The sequence below is a fragment of the Microbispora corallina genome, assembly GCF_016863035.1.
GTDB lineage: Bacteria > Actinomycetota > Actinomycetes > Streptosporangiales > Streptosporangiaceae > Microbispora > Microbispora corallina.
This window is the reverse complement of record NZ_BOOC01000031.1, coordinates 109,723-129,561: the sequence shown is the minus strand read 5'-3', so window position 1 is coordinate 129,561 and position 19,839 is coordinate 109,723. Positions and strand designations below refer to the sequence as shown.

General features: G+C 70.3%; 16 protein-coding genes and 1 pseudogene. 8 read left to right on the top strand and 9 right to left on the bottom strand.

Features of this window, described 5'->3' with window-relative positions; all coding sequences use genetic code 11:
* Positions 1–137: 137 nt before the first annotated feature.
* The 3 genes from Mco01_RS27655 to Mco01_RS27645 all read right to left on the bottom strand — a co-directional run bounded on the left by Mco01_RS27655 (position 138) and on the right by Mco01_RS27645 (position 2,360).
* Positions 138–965, bottom strand: coding sequence for a class I SAM-dependent methyltransferase (locus Mco01_RS27655; RefSeq protein WP_204059782.1), 828 nt, complete (start codon positions 963–965; stop codon positions 138–140).
* Between the two features lie 110 nt (positions 966–1,075).
* Positions 1,076–1,522 (bottom strand): MarR family winged helix-turn-helix transcriptional regulator, encoded by a 447-nt coding sequence (locus Mco01_RS27650; protein WP_204059781.1) that lies wholly within the window; start codon positions 1,520–1,522, stop codon positions 1,076–1,078.
* 76 nt (positions 1,523–1,598) lie between these two features.
* Entirely contained in the window at positions 1,599–2,360 is a 762-nt protein-coding gene (locus tag Mco01_RS27645) for an SDR family oxidoreductase (RefSeq protein WP_204059780.1), read from the bottom strand.
* A 234-nt stretch (positions 2,361–2,594) separates the two neighbouring features.
* Between Mco01_RS27645 and Mco01_RS27640 the strand changes: the two genes are divergently transcribed.
* Positions 2,595–3,458: a helix-turn-helix domain-containing protein gene (locus tag Mco01_RS27640; protein WP_204059779.1), complete on the top strand. Its 864-nt coding sequence runs from the start codon at positions 2,595–2,597 to the stop codon at positions 3,456–3,458.
* Here the strand turns inward: Mco01_RS27640 and Mco01_RS27635 are convergent, their stop codons facing one another.
* Together Mco01_RS27635 and Mco01_RS27630 are read right to left on the bottom strand one after the other, a co-directional pair.
* Positions 3,459–4,943, bottom strand: coding sequence for a P-loop ATPase, Sll1717 family (locus Mco01_RS27635; RefSeq protein ID WP_204059778.1), 1,485 nt, complete (start codon positions 4,941–4,943; stop codon positions 3,459–3,461). It lies immediately after the preceding gene.
* Between the two features lie 198 nt (positions 4,944–5,141).
* Positions 5,142–5,885 carry an SDR family oxidoreductase gene (locus tag Mco01_RS27630; RefSeq protein WP_204059777.1) on the bottom strand — a complete coding sequence of 248 codons (744 nt, stop codon included), beginning with the start codon at positions 5,883–5,885 and terminating at the stop codon, positions 5,142–5,144.
* A 99-nt stretch (positions 5,886–5,984) separates the two neighbouring features.
* On the opposite strand from Mco01_RS27630, the gene Mco01_RS27625 reads away from it, so the two are divergent.
* Together Mco01_RS27625 and Mco01_RS27620 are read left to right on the top strand one after the other, a co-directional pair.
* Complete coding sequence (locus Mco01_RS27625) at positions 5,985–6,617, top strand: TetR/AcrR family transcriptional regulator (protein ID WP_204059776.1); 633 nt, start codon at positions 5,985–5,987, stop codon at positions 6,615–6,617.
* A gap of 367 nt (positions 6,618–6,984) precedes the next feature.
* Entirely contained in the window at positions 6,985–7,821 is an 837-nt protein-coding gene (locus tag Mco01_RS27620) for an IS5 family transposase (RefSeq protein WP_204059775.1), read from the top strand.
* A gap of 51 nt (positions 7,822–7,872) precedes the next feature.
* Here the strand turns inward: Mco01_RS27620 and Mco01_RS27615 are convergent.
* A pseudogene (locus tag Mco01_RS27615) lies at positions 7,873–8,195 on the bottom strand (transposase); the annotation flags it as partial.
* Between the two features lie 152 nt (positions 8,196–8,347).
* Positions 8,348–12,277 carry a S8 family serine peptidase gene (locus Mco01_RS27610; RefSeq protein ID WP_204059774.1) on the bottom strand — a complete coding sequence of 1,310 codons (3,930 nt, stop codon included), beginning with the start codon at positions 12,275–12,277 and terminating at the stop codon, positions 8,348–8,350.
* A gap of 254 nt (positions 12,278–12,531) precedes the next feature.
* Here Mco01_RS27610 and Mco01_RS27605 point away from each other — a divergent pair, with 254 nt between their 5' ends.
* Both Mco01_RS27605 and Mco01_RS27600 read left to right on the top strand, forming a co-directional pair.
* On the top strand, positions 12,532–13,551 hold the full coding sequence (locus Mco01_RS27605; RefSeq protein WP_204059773.1) for a helix-turn-helix domain-containing protein: 1,020 nt from the start codon (positions 12,532–12,534) through the stop codon (positions 13,549–13,551).
* Positions 13,552–14,372: 821 nt separating this feature from the next.
* A complete protein-coding gene (locus tag Mco01_RS27600) occupies positions 14,373–14,624 on the top strand; it encodes a hypothetical protein (RefSeq protein ID WP_204059772.1) in 252 nt (83 codons plus the stop codon).
* A gap of 78 nt (positions 14,625–14,702) precedes the next feature.
* Here Mco01_RS27600 and Mco01_RS27595 read toward each other — a convergent pair whose 3' ends face one another.
* Complete coding sequence (locus Mco01_RS27595) at positions 14,703–15,068, bottom strand: hypothetical protein (protein ID WP_204059771.1); 366 nt, start codon at positions 15,066–15,068, stop codon at positions 14,703–14,705.
* Positions 15,069–15,532: 464 nt separating this feature from the next.
* Here Mco01_RS27595 and Mco01_RS27590 point away from each other — a divergent pair, with 464 nt between their 5' ends.
* The 3 genes from Mco01_RS27590 to Mco01_RS27580 are packed head-to-tail and all read left to right on the top strand — an operon-like array spanning position 15,533 to position 17,748.
* Positions 15,533–15,991: a MarR family winged helix-turn-helix transcriptional regulator gene (locus Mco01_RS27590; RefSeq protein ID WP_239103954.1), complete on the top strand. Its 459-nt coding sequence runs from the start codon at positions 15,533–15,535 to the stop codon at positions 15,989–15,991.
* A gap of 41 nt (positions 15,992–16,032) precedes the next feature.
* Entirely contained in the window at positions 16,033–17,421 is a 1,389-nt protein-coding gene (locus Mco01_RS27585; protein ID WP_204059770.1) for an MFS transporter, read from the top strand.
* Positions 17,422–17,454: 33 nt separating this feature from the next.
* Positions 17,455–17,748 carry a DUF1330 domain-containing protein gene (locus Mco01_RS27580; protein ID WP_204059769.1) on the top strand — a complete coding sequence of 98 codons (294 nt, stop codon included), beginning with the start codon at positions 17,455–17,457 and terminating at the stop codon, positions 17,746–17,748.
* A 174-nt stretch (positions 17,749–17,922) separates the two neighbouring features.
* Here the strand turns inward: Mco01_RS27580 and Mco01_RS27575 are convergent, their stop codons facing one another.
* Positions 17,923–19,524, bottom strand: a complete 1,602-nt coding sequence (locus tag Mco01_RS27575) for an MFS transporter (RefSeq protein WP_204059768.1) — start codon at positions 19,522–19,524, stop codon at positions 17,923–17,925.
* Positions 19,525–19,839 lie beyond the last annotated feature (315 nt).

The window sequence follows — 19,839 nt, the reverse complement described above, 5'->3', positions numbered from 1 at the left end:
GGCCGTACCCTGCGCCGTGCCGGATGACGAAGCCGGTAGCGTCCCGTCACGCGTGAGCTCAGGGAGCTGACCCGCCCGCTGCGCCGGTTCTCACGGAACCCAGCCGGACGCGACCCTGACATGGGGGCCGGTCTGTGTCAGACGGTCGTTGCGGTGAGGAACTGCGTCTGAATCTGGACGGACTTGTCGGCCATGGGGAGTTCGAAGTGGTTGACGGCCGTCACCTCGGTGGCGTTCTCGACCTGCCAGCCGTGCTTCTTGAACAGGCCCAGCCAGGCGTCGCGGGTCTTGATGGTCTGCAGGAGGACGGCTCCGGCGAACATCACCTCCGCCACCGTCGAGACGACGAGGGCGGAGGTGAGGCCGGCGGGGTGCACCTCTGCGGTGAGGGCCAGGGTGCTTCCCTTCGCGGCGCAGGTGGAGACGCCGGCCAGGAGACGTTCCACATCGCTCGGCTGCAGGAAGAGGGCGAGGTGTTCGCTGATGAAGAGGGTCGGCTGCCGGGCGTCGTGCCCGGCGCGGGCCAGGACGGCGGCGACGTCGTCGGTTGCGAAGTCCACCGCGGCCAACGTGACGTGGGTGATGTCGGTGTCCAGTGCCTGGAGGCGGAGAGCCTTGTCGGCGACGACCTCCGGCAGATCCAGGTCGAAGAACTGCACGCCCGGGTGCCTGAACCGCAGGGCGCGGTCGTCGTAGCCGGCGCCGAGGTTGACGATCTGGCGGGTTCCGGCCGCGAGGGCATCCAGCACGAGCTGGTCGAAGTACGGGGCGCGCGGTGCCAGCAGGCCCAGGGACAGGGAGATGTCGCTGGGCTCGCCGCCCTCGTCGATGGCGTGCAGTCCCTGGACGAGCGCCCGCCCGGCGGCGGGGTCGCCCTCGGCGGTGTGCGGGCGATCGAACTCGACGCGTCCCAGGGCGCACACCTCTCGAATCATGGTCAGTGTCTGTTCTGCCTGCGTCGTCATGACGACGCTCCTTTCCTTGGTCCACGCGCTGGCCCCGGGCAGGTTCGAGCGCGCGCCGGCTCCTTGCCGACACGTCGGGTGACCCGGTGTTGGTTCTGGCGGCGTGGGACTCAGGACTCGCCGAGGCCGGGCAGCACGGCGGTGATCTTGTCGAGCAGCGCCTGCAGAGTGGCCCGCTCCTGCACGGTCAGGGGAGCGAGGATCGACTCGTCCACGGCCCGCATCGCCTCCTCGTGTCCGGAGATGAGGTCGATCCCGGCGTCGGTGGCAAAGACCCGCTTACTGCGCACGTCACCGTCCTCGAAGCGCCGCTCGACGAGACCCCGTGCTTCCAGGCCGCGCAGGACCCCGGAGACATTCGCGGGCGTCGTCCGTGTCGCCTCCGCGATGTCGCGCTGGATGGCCCCGGGGTGGTCAGCGAGGTAGTCCAGCACGAATGCCTGCTGCACGCTGAGTCCCCGGGAGCGGATCCACTCCTGCCCTGCCTGCATCTGGGCCCAATTGATCACCTTGAGTCTGTCCAGAGGGCCGGTAGAAGCAGTGCCGGGTGCGTCCATACTTCACAACTTAACCATTAAGTCCTTAACGGTCAACTGGATCTGGTGATCGGGACGCCCTGAGCGGCCGTCGTGCTCACTGACGGCTCGGGAGCATGGCGAGCGCCTGCGACCGCTGGGCGACCAGCTCGTCGTAGGTGCCGTCGCGCTCGGCCCACCGGTGCATCAGCACGCCCTTGACGAGGATCTCGTGCGGAGTGGGGTCAGTCCGGAGCAGGTCCATGACCTCGGTGGAGAACTCGGCCAGGTTGAGCGCGCGGGGGTTGCGCTGTGCCTGCTCCGGAGTGGTGGCGACCGCCGGGGGGACGAGTTCGGAGACCTCGACGCCGGTGCCGTCCAGTTGCGCGCGCAACGCCTCGGAGTAGGCGTGCACGCCCGCCTTCGAGGCGGCGTAGGTCGGCATGACCGGGAACGGCAGGAAACCGATGCCCGAGGTGACCGTGATGATGGTGCCGGTGCCGCGCCCGATCAGGTGCGGGGTGAACGCGTCGATGACGCGGATGGTGCCGAGGAGGTTGGTGTCGATCGTCTTCTCCGCGGCACTGAAGTGCGCGGGATCGCGCAGGTCCTCGAGGAGCATGACCCCGGACATCGTCATAATCGTGTCGAGGCTCGGGTGGCCGCGCAGGATCGTGTCGCGGGCACGGTCGATGCTGTCCCGGTCGGTCACGTCGATGGGAACGGTCGCGAACCCCTCAGCCGCGCGTTGGTCGAGCAGGTCGGTTCGCCGGCCGCCGACGATGACGACGCTGCCGGCCGCGGCGAAGCGGCGAGCCAGCTCGAGGCCGATTCCCGAGGTGGCGCCGGCGATGAAGACGGTGCGGTTGGTGATGTCCATTGATTGCTCCTGCTCAGGGCGCCGACAGCGACAAGCCGGTCGGCGCAGTCGATGATCGTTCGGGTCACCAGGTGTTCGGACCGTGTGGCCGTACCGCAGCAGCTCTTAACCGGTCCACCAGTGCGGCGACACCTTCAGCGTCGACCTGTTCTCCGGCCGGAGGCAGTACCCCCGTCTTCCGGGGTCCTGTCAGGGCCCCCTTAGCTGAGGCGGCACTGAACTACGATCCTGAGCATGAGCGACGACAACCGCTCCAACCTGCTCGGCGGCTACCTCCGCGCCCGGCGGGCGCTGGTCACTCCGGATCAGGTCGGGCTTCCGGCAGGGGCGAGCCGCCGCGTTCCCGGGCTTCGCCGGGAAGAAGTCGCCATGCTCGCGGGCATCAGCGCCGACTACTACCTGCGGCTGGAACGCGGCCGCGACAAGAACCCCTCGCCACAGGTCCTCGAATCGCTCGCGCGGGTCCTGCATCTTGACGAGTTCGAGCAGGAATACCTCCTCGGCATGGTCGCCCCGCGCCCGAGGCCGCAGCGGCGCCGGAAGCCTGAACGCGTGCCCGCACGGTTGCATCAGCTCCTCGCGAGCGTGCAGGTTCCCGCGTTCGTGGAAGGACGCGCGTTCGATGTGCTCGCATCCAACCGGCTCGCGGTCGCGCTCTCTCCACGCCTCAAGCCCGGGTACAACCGTCTTCGATCGCTGCTCCTCGATCCCGAGGAGCAGGCGTTCCAGCAGGACTGGACGCGCTCCGCGGAAGGATTCATCGCCGCTTTCAGGAAGTCCATCGGCGACGACATCGACAACCCGCGCTTCGTGGAACTGGTGGGCGAGCTCGCCCTGTCGAGCGAGCGGTTCCGGACTCTCTGGGCGCGCCACGACGTCCGCAACCTCGACGGCGGCACCACCACCGTGAACCATCTCGTCGTCGGTGAGCTGCGCCTGCACCGAGACAAGCTCCCCGTAGACGACCTGCTCCTGGTCCTCTACTACGCCGATCAAGGTAGCGAGAGCGATGAGAAACTACGCCTCCTCGCCTCCATGGCCCAGACGACACCCACCCCGACGCGCGTTGGACCACGAATGGCTGAACTCAACGAGTGATCAACCTGGGGAGACGCCGAGGTACGACTGGAACATCGGGTGCACCTCGAAGCGCCTCACGGCGGCGAGATTGAGATGCGCCACCTCGTGCACGCCGACGAACGGCGAGTCGTCGCCGTTGGGCTTGGCCTTCAGGAAGCCGACCTGCCAGAGGATCTCGATCAGGTTCTCCGGGCTGCGTTCCCGCAGCCACCAGGAGGCGGCGCTCACCCGGATCTCACCGGTGACGAGCTCCAGGCAGACGAACTCGAGGTCGTCGCGGTCGACGACCGGACCGCGGCCGCGGAAGGCGTCGAACACGCCCAGTAGGCCCGGGTACTGGAAGCGGAACTCGGCGGCGATGTCCTGGGCGCGGTCGGCGGAGTAGCCCGGCTCCGCCCAGCCGATGGCGCCGAGGGGGAGCGGCAGCGTGGGGTGCCGGTCCCGAGCCGCGTCGAGCGCCGCCGTGCAGAACTCGATGATCTCCCGGGGGCGGTGCAGGGTCCGCTCGGCGACGTAGGCGAACGAGCCGGCGGCCGGGATCCCCGGCGGATTGCCGAACACCGCGTTCCAGCAACTCAGGTCACCGGCCCGGTCGAGGACGTCGCGGTCGTAGCCCATCTCCCTGGCCGAGTGGCGGATCCGCCTGGCGATGAGCTTGAGCAGGGAGTCCGGCGACCATCGAACCGTCTCGAGCAGGTCGCGGTGCTTCTGCGCGTCCTCGTACAGGGCCGGGATGTCGTCGTACAGCTCCTGTCTCAGGGAGACGTAGACGCGCAGGTTGTCGTGGAGCCCGTTGATGGAGACGCACGCCTGGAAGAGGCCGGACACGAAGGCCTGGGCGTCCTCCGACGAGTCCCACCCGCGGTCGAGCTCGTCCACCAGCACGACGACCCGGACGCCGTCGAGGACGCGCCTGAGCGACGGCAGCAGGTTGTGGATCTCCTCGAGCTTGTAGAGCCTGTCCAGCTCCCTGGTCCTGGCCCCGGCCTCTATCGGGCCGAGCTTCACGGTCTCCAGGCGCTTCAGGTAGGAGACGAGGAGCGAGAGGGGCCCCATCCCCACCGTGGAGTGGTTGTCGCGGATGTAGCGATGGATGTCGGCGCCGCCGCGGGCCAGCCGCATCCCCTTGCGCGCGACCTCCTTCATGATGAGGACGTAGAGCAGGTATTTCCAGGCCGCGGCGTACGCGCCGTGCTTCGCCCACGAGCCCGCGTCCTCCGCCGCCATCGTCGCGCTCAGCAGCTCGTACGAGTAGTCGTCGGGGCTGAGCTCGATCACCCGGGTGCCCCTGGACCTCTCCCGCCTGGCCAGCATCTGGAAGATCGCGCTCTTCCCCGAGCCCCGGCTGCCGATGACGATCGTCTTGTCGCCGGCCTCGACGCGCCGGTAGGCGGGCGACTCGACGAAGTACTTCTCCAGTCCCCGCCCGATGTCCCGCTCGGCGGCCGGCGCGCCGAAGTCGAGACCGTGAAGGATCTTGGGGGAGAGGGCGAGACGGACCATGCGCGCTCCGTGACTGGGGGGAAGGGTGATCAGGAGCTTCGCGCATCAGCGTCGCACGGGGCCGGGCGGCCTTGTCAACTGTCCTGAACGCCGTTCTCCCAACACTTGGGGCCGGAGAGGATTTACCGGCCGGGCCCGTTCCCGGGGAAGAAAGGTGGACCCGGGATGGACTCGGCCGGAGTGAGATCGTCCGAGGCGTCACCAGGGGGCGCGGCCGTGCTCGTCGAAGAAGCCGCCCGTCTCGCCGTCGTCGCCGACCGTGGCCCAGTGCACCGCGGCGCGGGCGCCCTCGTCGGTGCTGCGCACGCCTTTGAAGCCGTTCAGATCAGTCGCGACGTACCCGGGCGTCACGGCGTTGATCTTCACATGGGCCAGTTCCGGGTCGTCGAGGAAGGCGTTGGCGTACTTGACCGTCAGCATGTTCACCGCGGCCTTCGTCGCCGAGTACGCGAACGAGTCGTGCGAGCGGGCGAACATGGAGCCCTGCTCGGTGGCGTTGGCGAAGGTGGCGGAGTCGCTGGAGACGTTCACGATGCGCGGGGACGGGGAGCGGCGCAGTAGCGGCAACATCGCGTGCACGACCCGCACCATCCCGAAGACGTTGGTCTCGAACTCTGGGCGCAGGTCGTCGGCCGACACCTCGGTAGCGGGCTTGCGCGCGAGCACGCCGGCGTTGTTCACCAGCACGTCGAGGCGGCCGTACTCGCGGTCGACGAACGCGGCGGCCTCGGTCACGGAGGTGTCGTCCGTGACGTCGATGCGCACGGGGCGCACCATGAGCCCGGACTCGGTGAGTTCCCTGGCCGCCACGGCGCCGCGCTCGGCGTCGCGGCTGCCGAGCAGCACGGTGCAGCCACGTTCGGCGAGCTGCCGGGCCGTGGCCAGGCCCAGTCCCTTGTTGGCACCCGTGACCAGGGCGATGCTCTCGATGGACGACACCATCTTTCACTCCTCAGGTAAACTGAAAGTACCCCTACACTTTAACCGTAGGGACCCTACGGTTGTCAAGAAAGGGCGGACGGTGGCATGGAGCCTGGGCTGGTGTCTCGGCGGCCGAAGCGCGCGGACGCGCGCCGCAACTTCGACGCCCTGGTCGCGGCGGCCCGCGACACATTCGCCGAGAAGGGTGCGCAGACCTCCCTCGAGGACGTCGCGCGCCGCGCCGGAGTGAGCATCGCCACGCTGTACCGCAACTTCCCCACCCGGGAGGATCTGGTCGAGGAGGTCCACCGTGAGGAGGTGGAGGCGTTGTGCCACGAGGCCGAGGTCGTCGTCGAGCTGGAGCCGTGGGAGGCGCTGGTCGCGTGGCTGCACCGGTTCGTCGAGTACATCGGCACCAAGCTGGCCTTCGCCGACGCGCTCAACCGCAGCACCGACGGCTTCCAGGCCGGACGCAGGGCGATGCGCGCGGCCGGCGAGCCCCTGCTCGAACGGGCACAGCGGGTAGGCGCCGCGCGCCAGGAGGTCTCGATTGACGACGTCCTGCGGATGATCTCAGGCATCAGCACGGTCGAGTACGTCGACGAGGGGCAGCGGGAACGTGTTCTCCAGGTGGCCCTGGCGGGGTTGCGGGCTGCGGCAACAGTGCCGGCGTCGCTGGAGCTGGGTGGGACACCGCGGCTGTCCGGCCAGCAGATCACCACACGCTTCGCCGACGTGGAAGGCGAGCCCTAACCGGAAGAACCCCCACGAACGGCTTCCTCACCAGGGAAGGGGCGCTGCGGCGAGTGGTCCGCACGCCCGCGGAGGAGGACTTCGACGGCCGTCCCGGAAACGACCGTTTCCGGGACGGCCCCTAAGAGGGTGTTTGATCCTGATCAATCCGTGTTTCGCCGGAGTCGACGGATTGATCGAGTGTCGTTTTTGATGGGTTTCGCGTGATCTGCTAGCCGTCGCAGCCAAGCACCTGGGCGGTCAGGGGTCGTTCTGTGGCAGAAAATCCTGTCTCATCCCAAGATGCGGCGGTCTGTGGCTTACCCGCTGGTGACGGAAACCCGTACAGATCTGGGCGGCCCGCCATCTCACGCGCTACGCCCAGAACATGACCCAACAGCGACCGTACCCCAGCGATCTGTCCGACGCCCGCTGGAAGCTCGTTGAACCCGTGCTGACCGCCTGGCGCACCGAACGCCGGGGCAGAGGCCTGGACATCGGACGCCCTCCCGAGCACGACCTGCGTGCCATCTTCAACGCCATCCTCTACGTCGACCGCACCGGCATCCCTTGGCGCTACCTGCCCCACGACCACCCGCCCTGGGCCACCGTCTACGGCTACTTCGCCCACTGGCAGAAAGACGGCGTATTCGCCCAGCTCAGCGGCATGTTACGGCGATTAGTCCGCACGGCCGAGGGCCACGATCCCGAACCGACCGCCTGCGTGATCGACGCCCAGAGCGTCAAGACCTCGACCAACGTCTCCGCCACCCAGGGCATCGACGCGGGCAAGAAAATCGTCGGCCGCAAGCGCAGCATCGTCACCGACACCCTCGGCCTGTTGCTCGCGGTGCTGGTCACCGCCGCCAGCGTGTCCGATCCCACCGCCGGCCGCCACCTGCTCACCCAGGTCGCCGCCACCCACCCCACGATCACCAAGACCTGGGCCGACAGCGCCTACCGCACCAGCGTCATCGAACACAGCGCCACGCTCGGCATCGACCTGGAAGTCGTCCGCAAAGACCCCGCCACCAGGGGATTCACTCCTCTGCCACGCCGCTGGACGGTAGAGCGCACCTTCGGCTGGCTAATGCTCCACCGCCGCCTGGTCCGCGACTACGAAGCCTTGCCCGCCCGCTCCGAAGCCATGATCCATCTCGCCATGGTCGACCTCATGGCCCGCCGACTCACCGGCGAATCCACCCCTACCTGGCGCGGCACCTGAAACCACATCAGACGGAACCCGCAGGATCAAACGCCCTCTTAAGACGTCGTCTCATTTGGCCAGTCGGCGGTAGCAAATGAGGGCGGCGGCGATGGCGACGAAGGACGCGAAATGGTCGGCCCGGCGTTCGTAGCGGCGGTGCAGGCGGCGGCAGCCGGCCAGCTAGGAGACGGTCCGCTCCACGACCCAGCGGTGGCGGCCCAGGCGTTGGCTGGACTCGATCCCGCGGCGGGCGATCGCGGGATCATGCCACGGCCGCGGAGGAAGGCGCGCAAGTGGGCGTAGTCGTATCCCTTGTCGCCGTGGAGCTTTGCCGGCCGGCGGCGGCGCGGCCCGCGGCGTGAGCGGATCGGCGGGATACCTCGGACGCGGGTACGCCGGTATGAGCCCGCTCCTCCGCTGGAGGCCGGCCACATCGTGATGACCGACCCCCAAGGGCAACGAGTTCTGCCTGGACTGACCCGGCTCACCTGAAGCACGCCGGCGGTGCGGCGCCGCCGCCATGCGGGCGGCGGCGCCGGGGCCCTCAGTAGCGGAACCGCTCCAGGCCGTTGCCGTACGGGTTGACGACGTAACCCGTACGGGTCGCGGGGTCGAGGAAGAGCCCGCGACGGCTCGTGAAGTCGAAGTTCGACGTGCTGAGGGTGGAGTTGCCGAGGTTGACGACCGGGTGGCGGGCCAGCACCTTGCCGGTCGCCGGGTCGACGACCGTGATCTCGCTCTGCGCGTTGTTGTCGTCGATGGTGCCGACCTCGTACAGGTGGGCGACGATCGCGACGTGGTTCATGTCGTCGAGCGCGGCCCAGGCGGGGCCCCGGGCGCCGAGGTCGGCGGGGGACGGCCCGGTGAGCGTGGACTGGTCACCGGCGATCCAGCTGCTGGTCGGGAACTCGCCGCTGTAGTAGTCGGGGGTGACCGCCCCGCTGAGCACGTAGAGACGGCCGCCCCTGCCGTCCGGGAGCAGCCCGGCCGTGCAGAGGGGGAGGGTGGTGACCGGGGACGCGGTCGTGGCGTCCAGGTTCACTCGCACTCCCCAGTACGGCGCCCGACCGGACAGGCACGTGCCGAGGGTGCCGGAGGTGGCGACGAAGAACGTGCCGGTCGACTCGTCGACGCTGACGTTGCTGAAGGCGCGTCCCGTGTTCGCCGGGTTCACCGGGATGGGGCTGCCGACTGCGCCCGTCTTCATGTCGAACGGCCACAGAGCGGCCAGGCCGTTGTTCACGTCGTACGTCACGAGGCCCGCCCGGTGACGGGTGAGGTCGATCGCGGCGCCCTGGAACAGGGTCCGCGGCGCGTCGGGACCATCCCCGAGCGAGGCCTGGGCGACCAGCGCCCCGGTACGGGTGTCCCGCAACTCGACCAGCGCCGGCGCGTCGACCAGGAACGGGGGCCGCACGATGAGCGTGTGGCCGGTGCCCGGGTCGGTCCCGATCACCCGCTGCATCCGTCCGTCGCCCGACTCCCGGGCGAGCGGGGCGCCCAGCGTGCCGGTCTTCAGCGTGTACGGCGTCGTCGCCGAGGCCTGGACGTGCGTCCAGCCGTCGTCGCCGTCCGCGAACTCGTCGGTGGCGATGAGCGCGGTGCCGCCGGACACGTCGAAGTTCTCCAGCGCGCCCGTGACCAGGTCGCCGTCGCGGTACTCCACGAACGACGTGGGGGACGCCTGGCCGACCGGCCTGCCCTTGCTCGTGGCGAGGACGCGCACCGGGTACTGCACGCCGGTGGGCAGGCCCAGGGCGTTCAGGTCCAGCACGGTGGTGCCCTTGACCGAGGGCAGCGGCCGCAGCAGCGTGGAGACGTGGTCGACCCCGTTGTCGTCGCGGCCGCTGCCGTTCTGGTTGGTGGTGGTGTTCAGCGAGCCGTACAGGGTGGGGGCGGGGGTGAGGAACTCGATCGACGCCCCATCGGCGCCGGGCACCTTGTGAACGTCCCACGACACCGTGAGTTTGGGCGCGGCGAGCGTCAGGGCGACGGCGTGCGCCTGCTTGGTGTCACCGGCGGACAGGATCGGCGCTTCGGGCCGCTGGTCGGCCCCCACGCCGACGCGGAGGGCCCGGAAGTCACCGAAGATCACCCCCTGCTGCACGATGCCGACGCCGTAGATTCCGGCGCCGCCCGGAGCGAAGGCGGAGGCGGGGATCGTCACCGTCCCCTTGGGGGCGGTGAGCGGGGTGCTCCACTGCGCGCGGAACTTCTCGCTGGTCGACAGGGGGCTCCAGTGGCCCACGGACGACAGCACCAGGGCCGGGTCGGTCAGGTTCCGCACGCCGGTGAGGTCGTACCGCACGGTGACCGGGCGGCCGAGCGGCACCGAGCCGGGCAGGTCGGGCGCCAGTGCTCCCGTGTAGGTGCCGTCCGTCGCGGAGAAGGTGAGCTGCTGCGACTGCGCGGCGACGACCTTGCCGTGGTCGAGCGCCTCGAAGACCACAGGGACGGTCCGCTCGGCGTCGGAGGCCGCCGGCAGCCCGGCGGCCGCGAGAATCTCCCCAGGAAGCAGCCGCAGGCTCGGGCCCGTCGAGGGGATCACGCCGTGGTCGCCGACGCGCAGCCGGTAGGTCAGGTCGTCGCCGCGGCCGGTCATGTCGAGCCCGAAGGTGATCGGTGCGACGACGTTCTGGCCGGAGGGGGTGCCCCAGAAGTCGGCGGGTCCGTTCAGGTCCAGGTGGGCCGGGTCGGTGGCCTCGACGAAGGACGTCACGGTGTCGGACGACAGCAACTGCCGGTGGGCCACCGACAGCCGGACGGCGGAGGTCGCGATGGGGAAGTGCTTGGCGAGCACCTTCTCCACGGCGGCGGTGACGTCCAGCTGCGGGCCGATGTGCAGATCCTGGTCGGCCTGGGGCGGCTGGGCCACCGGCCGTCCGGTCGAGATCAGCAGGTCGCGCACCTGGGCCGGCGTGAGCTCCTGGTGCGTGGCCGAGGCGGCGGCCAGCACGTTCGCCGCGGCGGCCGCGATCATGGGCGCCGAGGCGGAGGTGCCGCCGTTCAACACCAGGCCCGGGCCGTCCGGGGTGTGGATCAGCGTCGGCAGGTTGTCGCCCGGCGCCGCCAGGTCGACCCGGCTGCCGAACCCGCTGGAGTAGCCGGCCGAGCCGTTGTAGCGGGTCGTCGGATAGACCGCGGTGCGGACGTCGGACGAGGTCAGGGTGTCGTCCACGGTGGTCGCGCCGGCGTCGATCACGCCGGTGTCCCGTACGCGGGACGGCGTCGTGGTGGGACCGACGTCGTCGATGCTGGTCTGCTCGGACGCGCGGTCGGTCCGCTCGGTGGGGGTGCTGCCGCCGTCGGGACCGATCGAGACGGGCAGGGCCAGCCGCGTGCCGTCGTTGGCGGACACGACCACGACGATGCCCGAGTCGACGACGTCCTCAAGGGCGGCGCGGACCTCCGGGTCGTCCTCCAGCCACCGCGAGGGGAAGCCGATGGACATGTCCGTGCCGAAGCCGAGGCTGGCGGTGATGACGTTCGGGCGCGGCCGCTGGCCGGCGGCGGCGCGCAACGCGACGGCGATGCCGTGGGACGAGGGCTCCTTCGGCACGACCAGGCGGTACTGGGCGCCGGGGGCGATGCCGAGCAGGTCGGTGGCACCGCTGCCGGTCGCCTCTGGGCGCTGCCGGTCGTGCGGCAGGGGCGCCATGAGCGAGAAGTCCATGAGGACCTCGGCCAGGTTGGGGTCCTGCCCCTCGGTCGCGCCGGTCGGGTCGAGACGGCCGTCGTTGTCGGTGGTGTAGGTGGGGATCAGCGGCATCGACGGATAGTCGAGGTAGCGCTGGCCGTCCTTCACGATCGTGGTCGGGCCGTACGACCGCACATAGTCGTCGCCGGCGTCGGCCATCGACTGGTCGGTCAGGTCGCCGAGGGACACGTTGGTGATGATCTGACCGGTGCCGGGAAGCGCGTGCAGGTAGGCGGCCGTGTCGGCGAAGGCGCCGACGGCGTTGACGCCTCCGGCGTTGAGGTACGACTGGAAGGAGGTCGTGAGGCCCTCGTTGGCCGGCAGCGCGCCGGGCGCGGGGGAGGGGCCGGGCTTGGGGGTCGCGCCCTTGGGAGTCGCGCGCGCGAAGGCGCGGCCGGCCGACAGGGCGGAGGCGGGCAGCGTGACCGGCCCGTAGTTCATGGTCTGGGGACGCACCGCAGACCCGGCGGCGCCGGTGTCCGAGCCCACGGTGTAGGGCGCGAGGCGGGCGGCGTCCACGCGGCGCTGCAGCATGGCGGCGGTCGGGTTCAGGGGGGTGCCGAGACCGGTCCGGCCGCGCGTCTGCGGGACGGGGAAGGCGCGCGTCCTGCCGGCCTTGTCGGTCAGCGTTCCGGTGCCGTCGTCGAACCAGCGCACCACCGACCCGTCGGCCAGCGTGACGGAGTGCGCCGCCGGCGCGTCCGTCTCCGCCGGGCCGTCGTCGGCCGAGGCGGCCGCGCCGGTGAACATCGTGGTGGTCAGCAGCGTCCCGGCCACGAATAAGGCCGGAACACGTCTGAAACCTATGGACATCTGTGTCCCTTCAAAATGTCAAACATGTAAACTGATCCCTTTTGTCCGATCAGCCGTCGATCACCATCGCGCGGCGCCGTCCCGGGGACAAGGACTTGACCGCTGCGGGTTCGCGCAGTTGCGCAGGTGAGAAAGGAAGGGGAGGGCCGGGTCATCCGGCCCGGCGAGGGGGCGTACGATCAACCCCGCCACTTCGTCAGGGTCTGTAGGAGCACGCGATGGACCTGTCGCCCGGAGGGTCGTGGGCGGGGACGGGTCTGCCCTCCCTGGCCGGGCGGGTGCTGGAACACCTGGTCGCTCATCCGGCCTCCGCCGAGGAGGCGGTCGCCGCGGCCGTCGGCCTACCGCCGGACGACGTCCGGGCCGCCCTCACCTCGCTCGAAGCCGAGTGCCTGGCGGTGCGGATCGGCGAATCCCCCGTCCGCTGGCGCGCCAGCCCGCCCCGCAGCGGCCTCGGCTCACTGCTCGCCCGCAGGCGGGAGGAGCTGGCGCTGGCCGAGCTGCACATGGAACGGCTGCACGAGGCGTACCGGGCCGCCGCCGGCCGCTACGTGGCCTCCGACCTGTTCGAGGCCCTCGAGTCGCCCGAGGAGGTCGCCGCCCGCTACGCCCACCTGCTGAGATCCAGCCGCGACCAGGTGCTGCACCTGGCCAAGCCGCCGTACGTGACCTCCTTGCGGGAGCCGTCGGGGAACGCGGACCTCACCTGGGGGGAGCGCGTCCTGTTCCGGTCGGTGTACGACACCGACGGGCTGACCGACGAGAGGTCGCTGGAGACCGTGCTGCGCGGCACCGCCATCGGCGGCCGGCTGCGGGTGTGCGCCGGCGTGCCGATGAAGCTGGTCGTCTTCGACCGGACGGCGGCCATCATGCCGCTGCGTCCGGACGACCCGGCTGCGGGCTCCCTCCTGATCCACTCCCCGGCCCTGCTGGAGGTGCTGATCGCGCTGTTCGAGAGCGTCTGGGAGCGCGCGGTGCCGGTCGCGCTGAACACGCCCGAGCCCGCCGTGCCCGGGGGGAGCGGCCTGCCGGAGGGACTCGACGGCCGCACGCGGGACATCCTGCGCCTGCTGGCCGCCGGCATGAAGGACGACGCGGTGGCCCGGGTCCTCGGGCTCAGCCGGCGCACCGTGCAGAAGCACATCAGCGACGCAGCCAAGGCGCTGGGCGCCAGGACCCGCTTCCAGATCGCCCTGACCGCCCGCAGCCGCGGCTGGCTGGAGCCGTACGACGAGTGACCGCCGCAGGAGATCAGGCCGCCCGACGAGCACGGGCGGTTTGTAAATTGATCGCGCCACCCGCCTCGTCGGGGACCACCGAGCAGTCGCGTGGGTCGGTGGTAATCGGGCGCCCAGCCACATCTCCGGTCCGAGTCCCGGCATCCACCACGGTCGAGGACCCGCTACGACAAGACCGTCACCTCATACACCGCCGTGGTCACCATCGCAGCACTCCTGCTCTGGCTCTAGCCACCACTTCGAAGACAGCCCCTAGGCCACCTACCGGCTCTATGACACGCTGCGCGGGGTGCTGGCGCCGCGGCAGCGGGTGATCCTGGAGATACTGCTGGAGGTGCCCGAAGGCCGGCGCTCCTCGGACCTGGAACGCTGGCGCAAGGGCCCGGCGCCCTCGGGCAGGAATCTGGAGAAGGCGCTGGAACTCGCCGGGGAAATCCTCGGAGCGGGGCTGGGGGCCATGCCACTGCCGCCGGAGGTGCCGCACCGGCGGATGGTCGATCTGGCGCGGTACGGCATGCAGGCCACGGCGAACGCTTTGCGCCGCCATGGCCCCTCCCGCGAGCTCCCCACATTGCTGGCCACGGTGATCTCCCTGGAGGGCAAGGCGGTCGACGACTGTCTGGAGATGCTGGACCTGCTCGTCACCACCGAGCTCGGCGGCAAGGCCGAGACCGCGACCGCGACCGCGACGCGACCGCGACCGACAAGGAGCGGGTACGCCAGCATCCGAAATTGGTTAAGCACTCGGCCACGCTCGCCGCGGCGGTATCCGCCGCGTTCTCGACGCCGCCGGCGCCCGCTACCTGTCTGGCCCGCTCGACATGCCCCCATTCCGTTCCGGCGAGCTGGACGATGTGCTCGCTCCACAAGTGGACGTGGTCCTCGACCTGCCCGGACGACTCGCCGATCTCCTGCGCATCGCTGGGGACGAGGTCGTCCGCCTGGCCCTCGTCCCAGGACGGAACATCCGCCGCGGCCCCGGCTATTCGGTCCGCATAGTGGCCCCGCTTGCACTTCACCGCACCATGCTGGAGCCAAGTGCTGCCGCCGCCGACAGCGCCGGGCCCGGCTGAGCACAAGGCGCACCGGGTATACGCCGCCCGCGTTGCAGCCGTCGAGGCCACCCAGCCGCATAGGTTTCCCGGGGAGCGTCAGTTCTGATAGCAGGCCGGATGCCCGTCCACCACGCTGCAAACACGCCCCTGGTCGTCGTGGATCCTCTGCCAGGCGCCCGCGGCGAACCAGGTGCTGTTGTTATTCGTGGTCCATGCGGCGTTCTCGACCGTCAACGCGTCGGCGTCCTTGACGCCGATGTCCTTGCTCTTCTTTCCGCTGGGCAGCCAGTACGTCTTGCAGGTGAAGGTCCCCTCTTGGGTCACGCACGTCTCCGAGCCGACCCCGAGCTCCGCGATCTTCATCGTGTACGAACTTGGCAGGTAGTTCTCGACGTAGCCGCAGATGAATCCGAGAGTGCAGGTCCCCGCGTTCGCCTGCGGTGCCGGCGATAAGAGGACCATGCCGGCTACCGCTGCCGAGAGTGCTGCACCCTTCGACATCCTCCATGCGATCGTGCTTCGCATCGCCGAACCCCTTCATGTCGCTCCATGACCACTTGCTCGGCCAGTCCAGCGGAAACTGAGACCGATGTGTCCGCGAGGTCTGTGCCGGCCAAGCCTTGCCGGAATAGTGGTTCAGATGGAGGCCGGCCTACAAGATCATGGGGAAGATGGGATATCCCAGAGTGGCTGACCTCGCCGTTCCGCCCACGCATGGGACGGGAGGAGGCCTCCGCCGCTGGGCACCGCGCCCGACGATCGGGGAAAGACCCCGGGCCGGAATGTCGGGGTGCCGGTAAGAACGCTGTCATTGGCCCCGAACGGCGCGGATGGTGGCCCTGCGCGCAGCCTGTCGGCAGGCAGAAGGGTAGAGCTCGCCAAAGGATATCCATAAACTATGAATATAAAAATGTTATGCTTCGAGCGTGAGTCGTCAAGACACCGCTCCTGGCGCGTCCGCCGCCATCGGGGCAGCCCTCTACGGCCTGGCCACCAGGGCCGCGAGACGCCTGCCCCGGGACATGAGCCTGACGTCCGCCGCCACCCTGGCCACCCTGGACCGGACCGGCCCGCGGCGCATCAGCGATCTGGCCGCGGTCGAGGGCGTCACCCAGCCCGCGATGACCGCCCTGGTCCGGGTGATGGAGGAGTCCGGCCTGGTCGAGCGGCGGGGCGACGCGTCTGACAAGCGGGTCACGCTGGTGTGCCTGACCGAGGCCGGCGCCTCCTATGTCCGGACGCGGCGCCAGGCGGGCGTCCACGCGTTCGAGCGGTTGATCGGCGAGCTCACCTGCGACGAGGTCGAGGCGCTGGTGGCGGCCCTTCCGGCGCTGAAGCATCTGGAAGAGCTCGAAAGCCAGGACCGCGAAGGGCCGAAGCAGTGACCGGGCAGCCGGTCGGCGGTGGCGCGGTGAAGGCATTCCCGGTGGCGCGTTCCGAAGCGCGGCTGCTGGTCCCCGCCCTGATGTTCATCGCTCTGGTCGTGGCAGCGGTCGCCAGCCTCGGGACGCCGCTCATCACCAGCGTGGCGACCTCGTTCCACGTCTCGCTCGGCAGCGCGCAGTGGACGCTGACCGTCGCGCTGCTCAGCGGCGCCGTCGCCACGCCGGTCCTGGGCCGGCTCGGAGCCGGCCCGCACCGGCGGGCCACGATCCTCGCCACGCTGGCGGTCGTCGTCGCCGGCAGCGCGCTCACCGTGCTGCCGCTGCCGTTCGCGTGGCTGCTGGCCGGCAGGGCGGCCCAGGGCGTCGGGCTCGGGCTTACGGCGCTGATGATGGGCGTGGCCCGGGATCACCTCCCCGAGGAGCGCAGTGCGGCCGTGATCGCCCTGATCTCGGTGGTCTCGATCATCGGGGCCGGCGTCGGCTACCCGCTGGCCGCACTGCTCGCCGAGCTCGGCGGGGTACGGGCCGCCTACGGCCTCGGCCTGGTCGTCACTGCCGCCGCCCTCCTGACCGCGTGGCGCTCCATGCCCGAAGCCCCCGAAGGCCGCTCCGCCCACGTGGACGTGGCAGGCGCGGTCGTCCTGGCCGCTGCGTTGCTCCTGGTGCTGTTCCTCGCCGGCGAACGGAATCTGTGGAGCGGGCACCTCGCCGTGGCGGCGGGCCTCGCCGTCGTCGCGGTGGTGCTGCTCTGCGTCTGGGCCGTCATCGAGCTGCGCAGCACGACGCCCCTGGTCGATGTGCGGGCGGTGCGGCACCCGGCGGTCGCCGGGGCGAACCTCGCCATGTTCGTCGGCGGAATCGGCATGTACCTCCTGCTCACGCTCATCACCCGGTACGCGCAGACGCCGCACGGCGCCGGCTACGGCTTCGGGCTGACGACCTTCGTCGCCGGGCTGGTCCTCATCCCGTTCTCGGTGCTGGGGTTCGTCGCCGGCAAGCTCACGCCGCGGGTCCGGGCGCGGATCGCCGACCCCCTGCTCCTGGCCGGCAGCGCCGTCGTGGTCGGCGGCGGGTTCGCCCTGTTCGCGGCGGCCCGGTCGGACCTGGCCGAACTGTTCGCGGCGATGGGCGTGCTCGGCTTCGGCGTCGGCGGCTTCTCGGCCGCGATGCCCGGCGTCATCCTGGCCGTCACCCCCAAGAGCGAGACGTCGAGCGCCATGAGCTTCAACTACGTCGTCCGCAGCGTCGGGTACTCCCTGGGCAGCGCCATCTGTGGCCTGATCCTCGCCGCGGGCACCGGCCCCGGCCACCTCTTCCCCGACGACAGCGCCTACACCACCGCGGCGCTGGTCGGCATCGGCGCCATGGCGATCACGACGCTGACTAGCCTCGCTCTCGCCCGCCGACGCTCGTCCGAGACCAACCCGTAAGTCAGATGCACTCATCCCAACACTGGAGGTTCCATGCCCAAGGGCTACTGGGTCAGCGCCTACCGCACCATTTCAGACCCTGAGAAGCTGGCTGCTTACAACAAGCTGGCCGGTCCGGCCGTCAAGGCCGGGGGCGGTCGGATCCTCGCCCGTGGCAGTCGGGTCGTGGCGCATGACGCCGGAATCGCCGAGCGCACCGTCCTGATCGAGTTCGACAGCTTCGAGCAGGCCGTCGCGGCGCATGAGAGTGCGGCCTACCAGGAGGCGCTGGTCGCCCTCTCTGACGGCGTCGAGCGCGACTTCCGCATCGTCGAAGGCATCGACTGACCGGGGTCCCCAGTCGTGGGCGGCTGTCTTCGGTCTTGATCGTCTGTCAGCGGTCGAGTTCGAGGTCCGTCAGGACGAGCAGGGCGCGGAGCAGGTGGGTGGCGCGGGCGGGGGCCCGTGCGGAGTTGGGTGAGGATGCGCCAGGTCTTCAGGTGCGCGAAGCTCTCAGAAGGCTCAATCCCACAAGGATTCCCATGCGTTGGATCCCATGAGTCGTTCGGCGTAGCCGGTCAGGTTGTACGGCTTCTGCCCCTGCCAGATGTGGTCCGGACACAGCGCGAAGTGTTCGGCGGCGATGTGGAGCGCTCGTCCATGGTGGTTGGTGGGGCTGCGACGCTCAGGAACAGTTCGGATCGGCTGTAGGAGCGGCCACAGTCCTGAATGGCGATGCTCAGTGAGAAGGCGCGTCCATAGGTTGCTCGACGCCGGCGCCTGCTCGGCCGAACCGGACGCCACGCCGGCCGCCACACCGGCGGGGACACGCTGCTGGGCGGGCTCCCGGGCGGGTGGCTCAGGCACGGGCGGCAACTGGAGGGGAGCCGCGTGCGCGAGTGCGGGCCGGGCCGGCGCGCGCCCGCGCAGCCGGGCCAGGGCGAGCCCTGCGGCCACGGTGGCCAGGACCACCGCGACACCGGTGACCTGCAAAGTCACGCGGGGGCCCACGATGTCGCAGAGCAGGCCGAGGAGCGGCCCGCCAATGGCCCCCGCGCCCGCGCTGACCACGCCCTGGACGGCGATGACCCGGCCGCGCATGTGCTCGGGGCTGTCCAGCTGGGCGCGGGTCGCGAGGGTGGTGTCGATGATCACAGCGCCGGCGGCGATCGGCAGCATGAGCACGGCGAAGGAGGCCAGGCCGGGCATGAAGGCGCTGACGCTCTGGCCCACGCCGGTCAGTAGCGCGGTGACGAGCAGCAGGGCCACCGTGAGGCGGGGACGTCCGGCGGCGATCACCCCGCCGATCACGGTGCCGATCGCGAAGATCGTCGACAGCAGCCCGTATCCTCCGGCGCCCGCGGCCAGCGGTCCGGAGCTCATCGCCGCCATGGTGACCTGGTAGTTGCGGCCCAGGCTGCCCAGAATCAGCGCGAGCGCCAGCAGCACCACGAGCCAGGGCGTGCGAAGCACGTAGGACAGGCCGGCCCGCACCCCGCCCCGGTCCGTCTCGGAGCGCAGGAGCCGGTGCATCTCGGAGGCGCGCATGGCGAAGACGGCCACGATGACGGCGGCGAAGCTCAGGGCGTTGACAAGGAACAGGCCGGCCGTGCCGGTGAGCGGGAGAAGGGCCCCGGCCAGGCTCATGCCGAGAATGCGGCCGGCCGAATTGATGATCGATCCCAGCGCGAAGGTGTTCGGCAGGTCACGTGCAGGGACCACCTCGGCGCCGAATCTGCCGAGGGCCGGGCCGCCGATGGCGTTCACGACGCCGCTCGCGAACACGATGGCGTACACCGGTGCCACCGAGCCGGGGGCGCCCGCGGCGGCGAGCGCGAGGAGAGCGGCGAGCGCCGCCTGGGCCACCTGCGTGGCGAGCACGACCGGGCGGGCGGGGAGCCGGTCGGCCAGGGAGCCGCCCCACAGCCCCAGCAGGAGCGTGGGCGCGGCCTGGAGGACCAGGCTGAGGCCCACGCTGGTCGCCGACCCGGTGGCCGAGAGGATCAGCCAGTTGACCCCCAGCACCTGCATCCAGGTGCCGGTGACCGAGACCAGGTCTGCTCCTGCCCAGAGGCGGTAGTTGTGATGACGAAGGGAGCGCAGCGTCGCCGCGGGCAAGGGCACGTCTTGGTCCTTCTTTGGGGTAATTGTCCGGAATGGCAACATCCCGCGTCGAAAGAAGGATTCCGGCCGGACCGAAATATGGCGCAGATCACACCCGGAGAAGGTTTGACCAGGCTTTCCCTGGAGGCGGCCAGTTGGCGCCGGCCGGAGAGGGCGGACAGCGCCCCCGGCGGCCCCCCGCGCCCCGGGCGCCCGCGGCGCCCGCGGCCCCGCGTCTGCGGAGACGTCCTCGGGCGGGCCCTTGCCTCAGGAGAGGACGCAGTGGGTGCCGGTGTAGATCGTCGGCATGCACTTCTTGCAGTGGACGCACAGTGA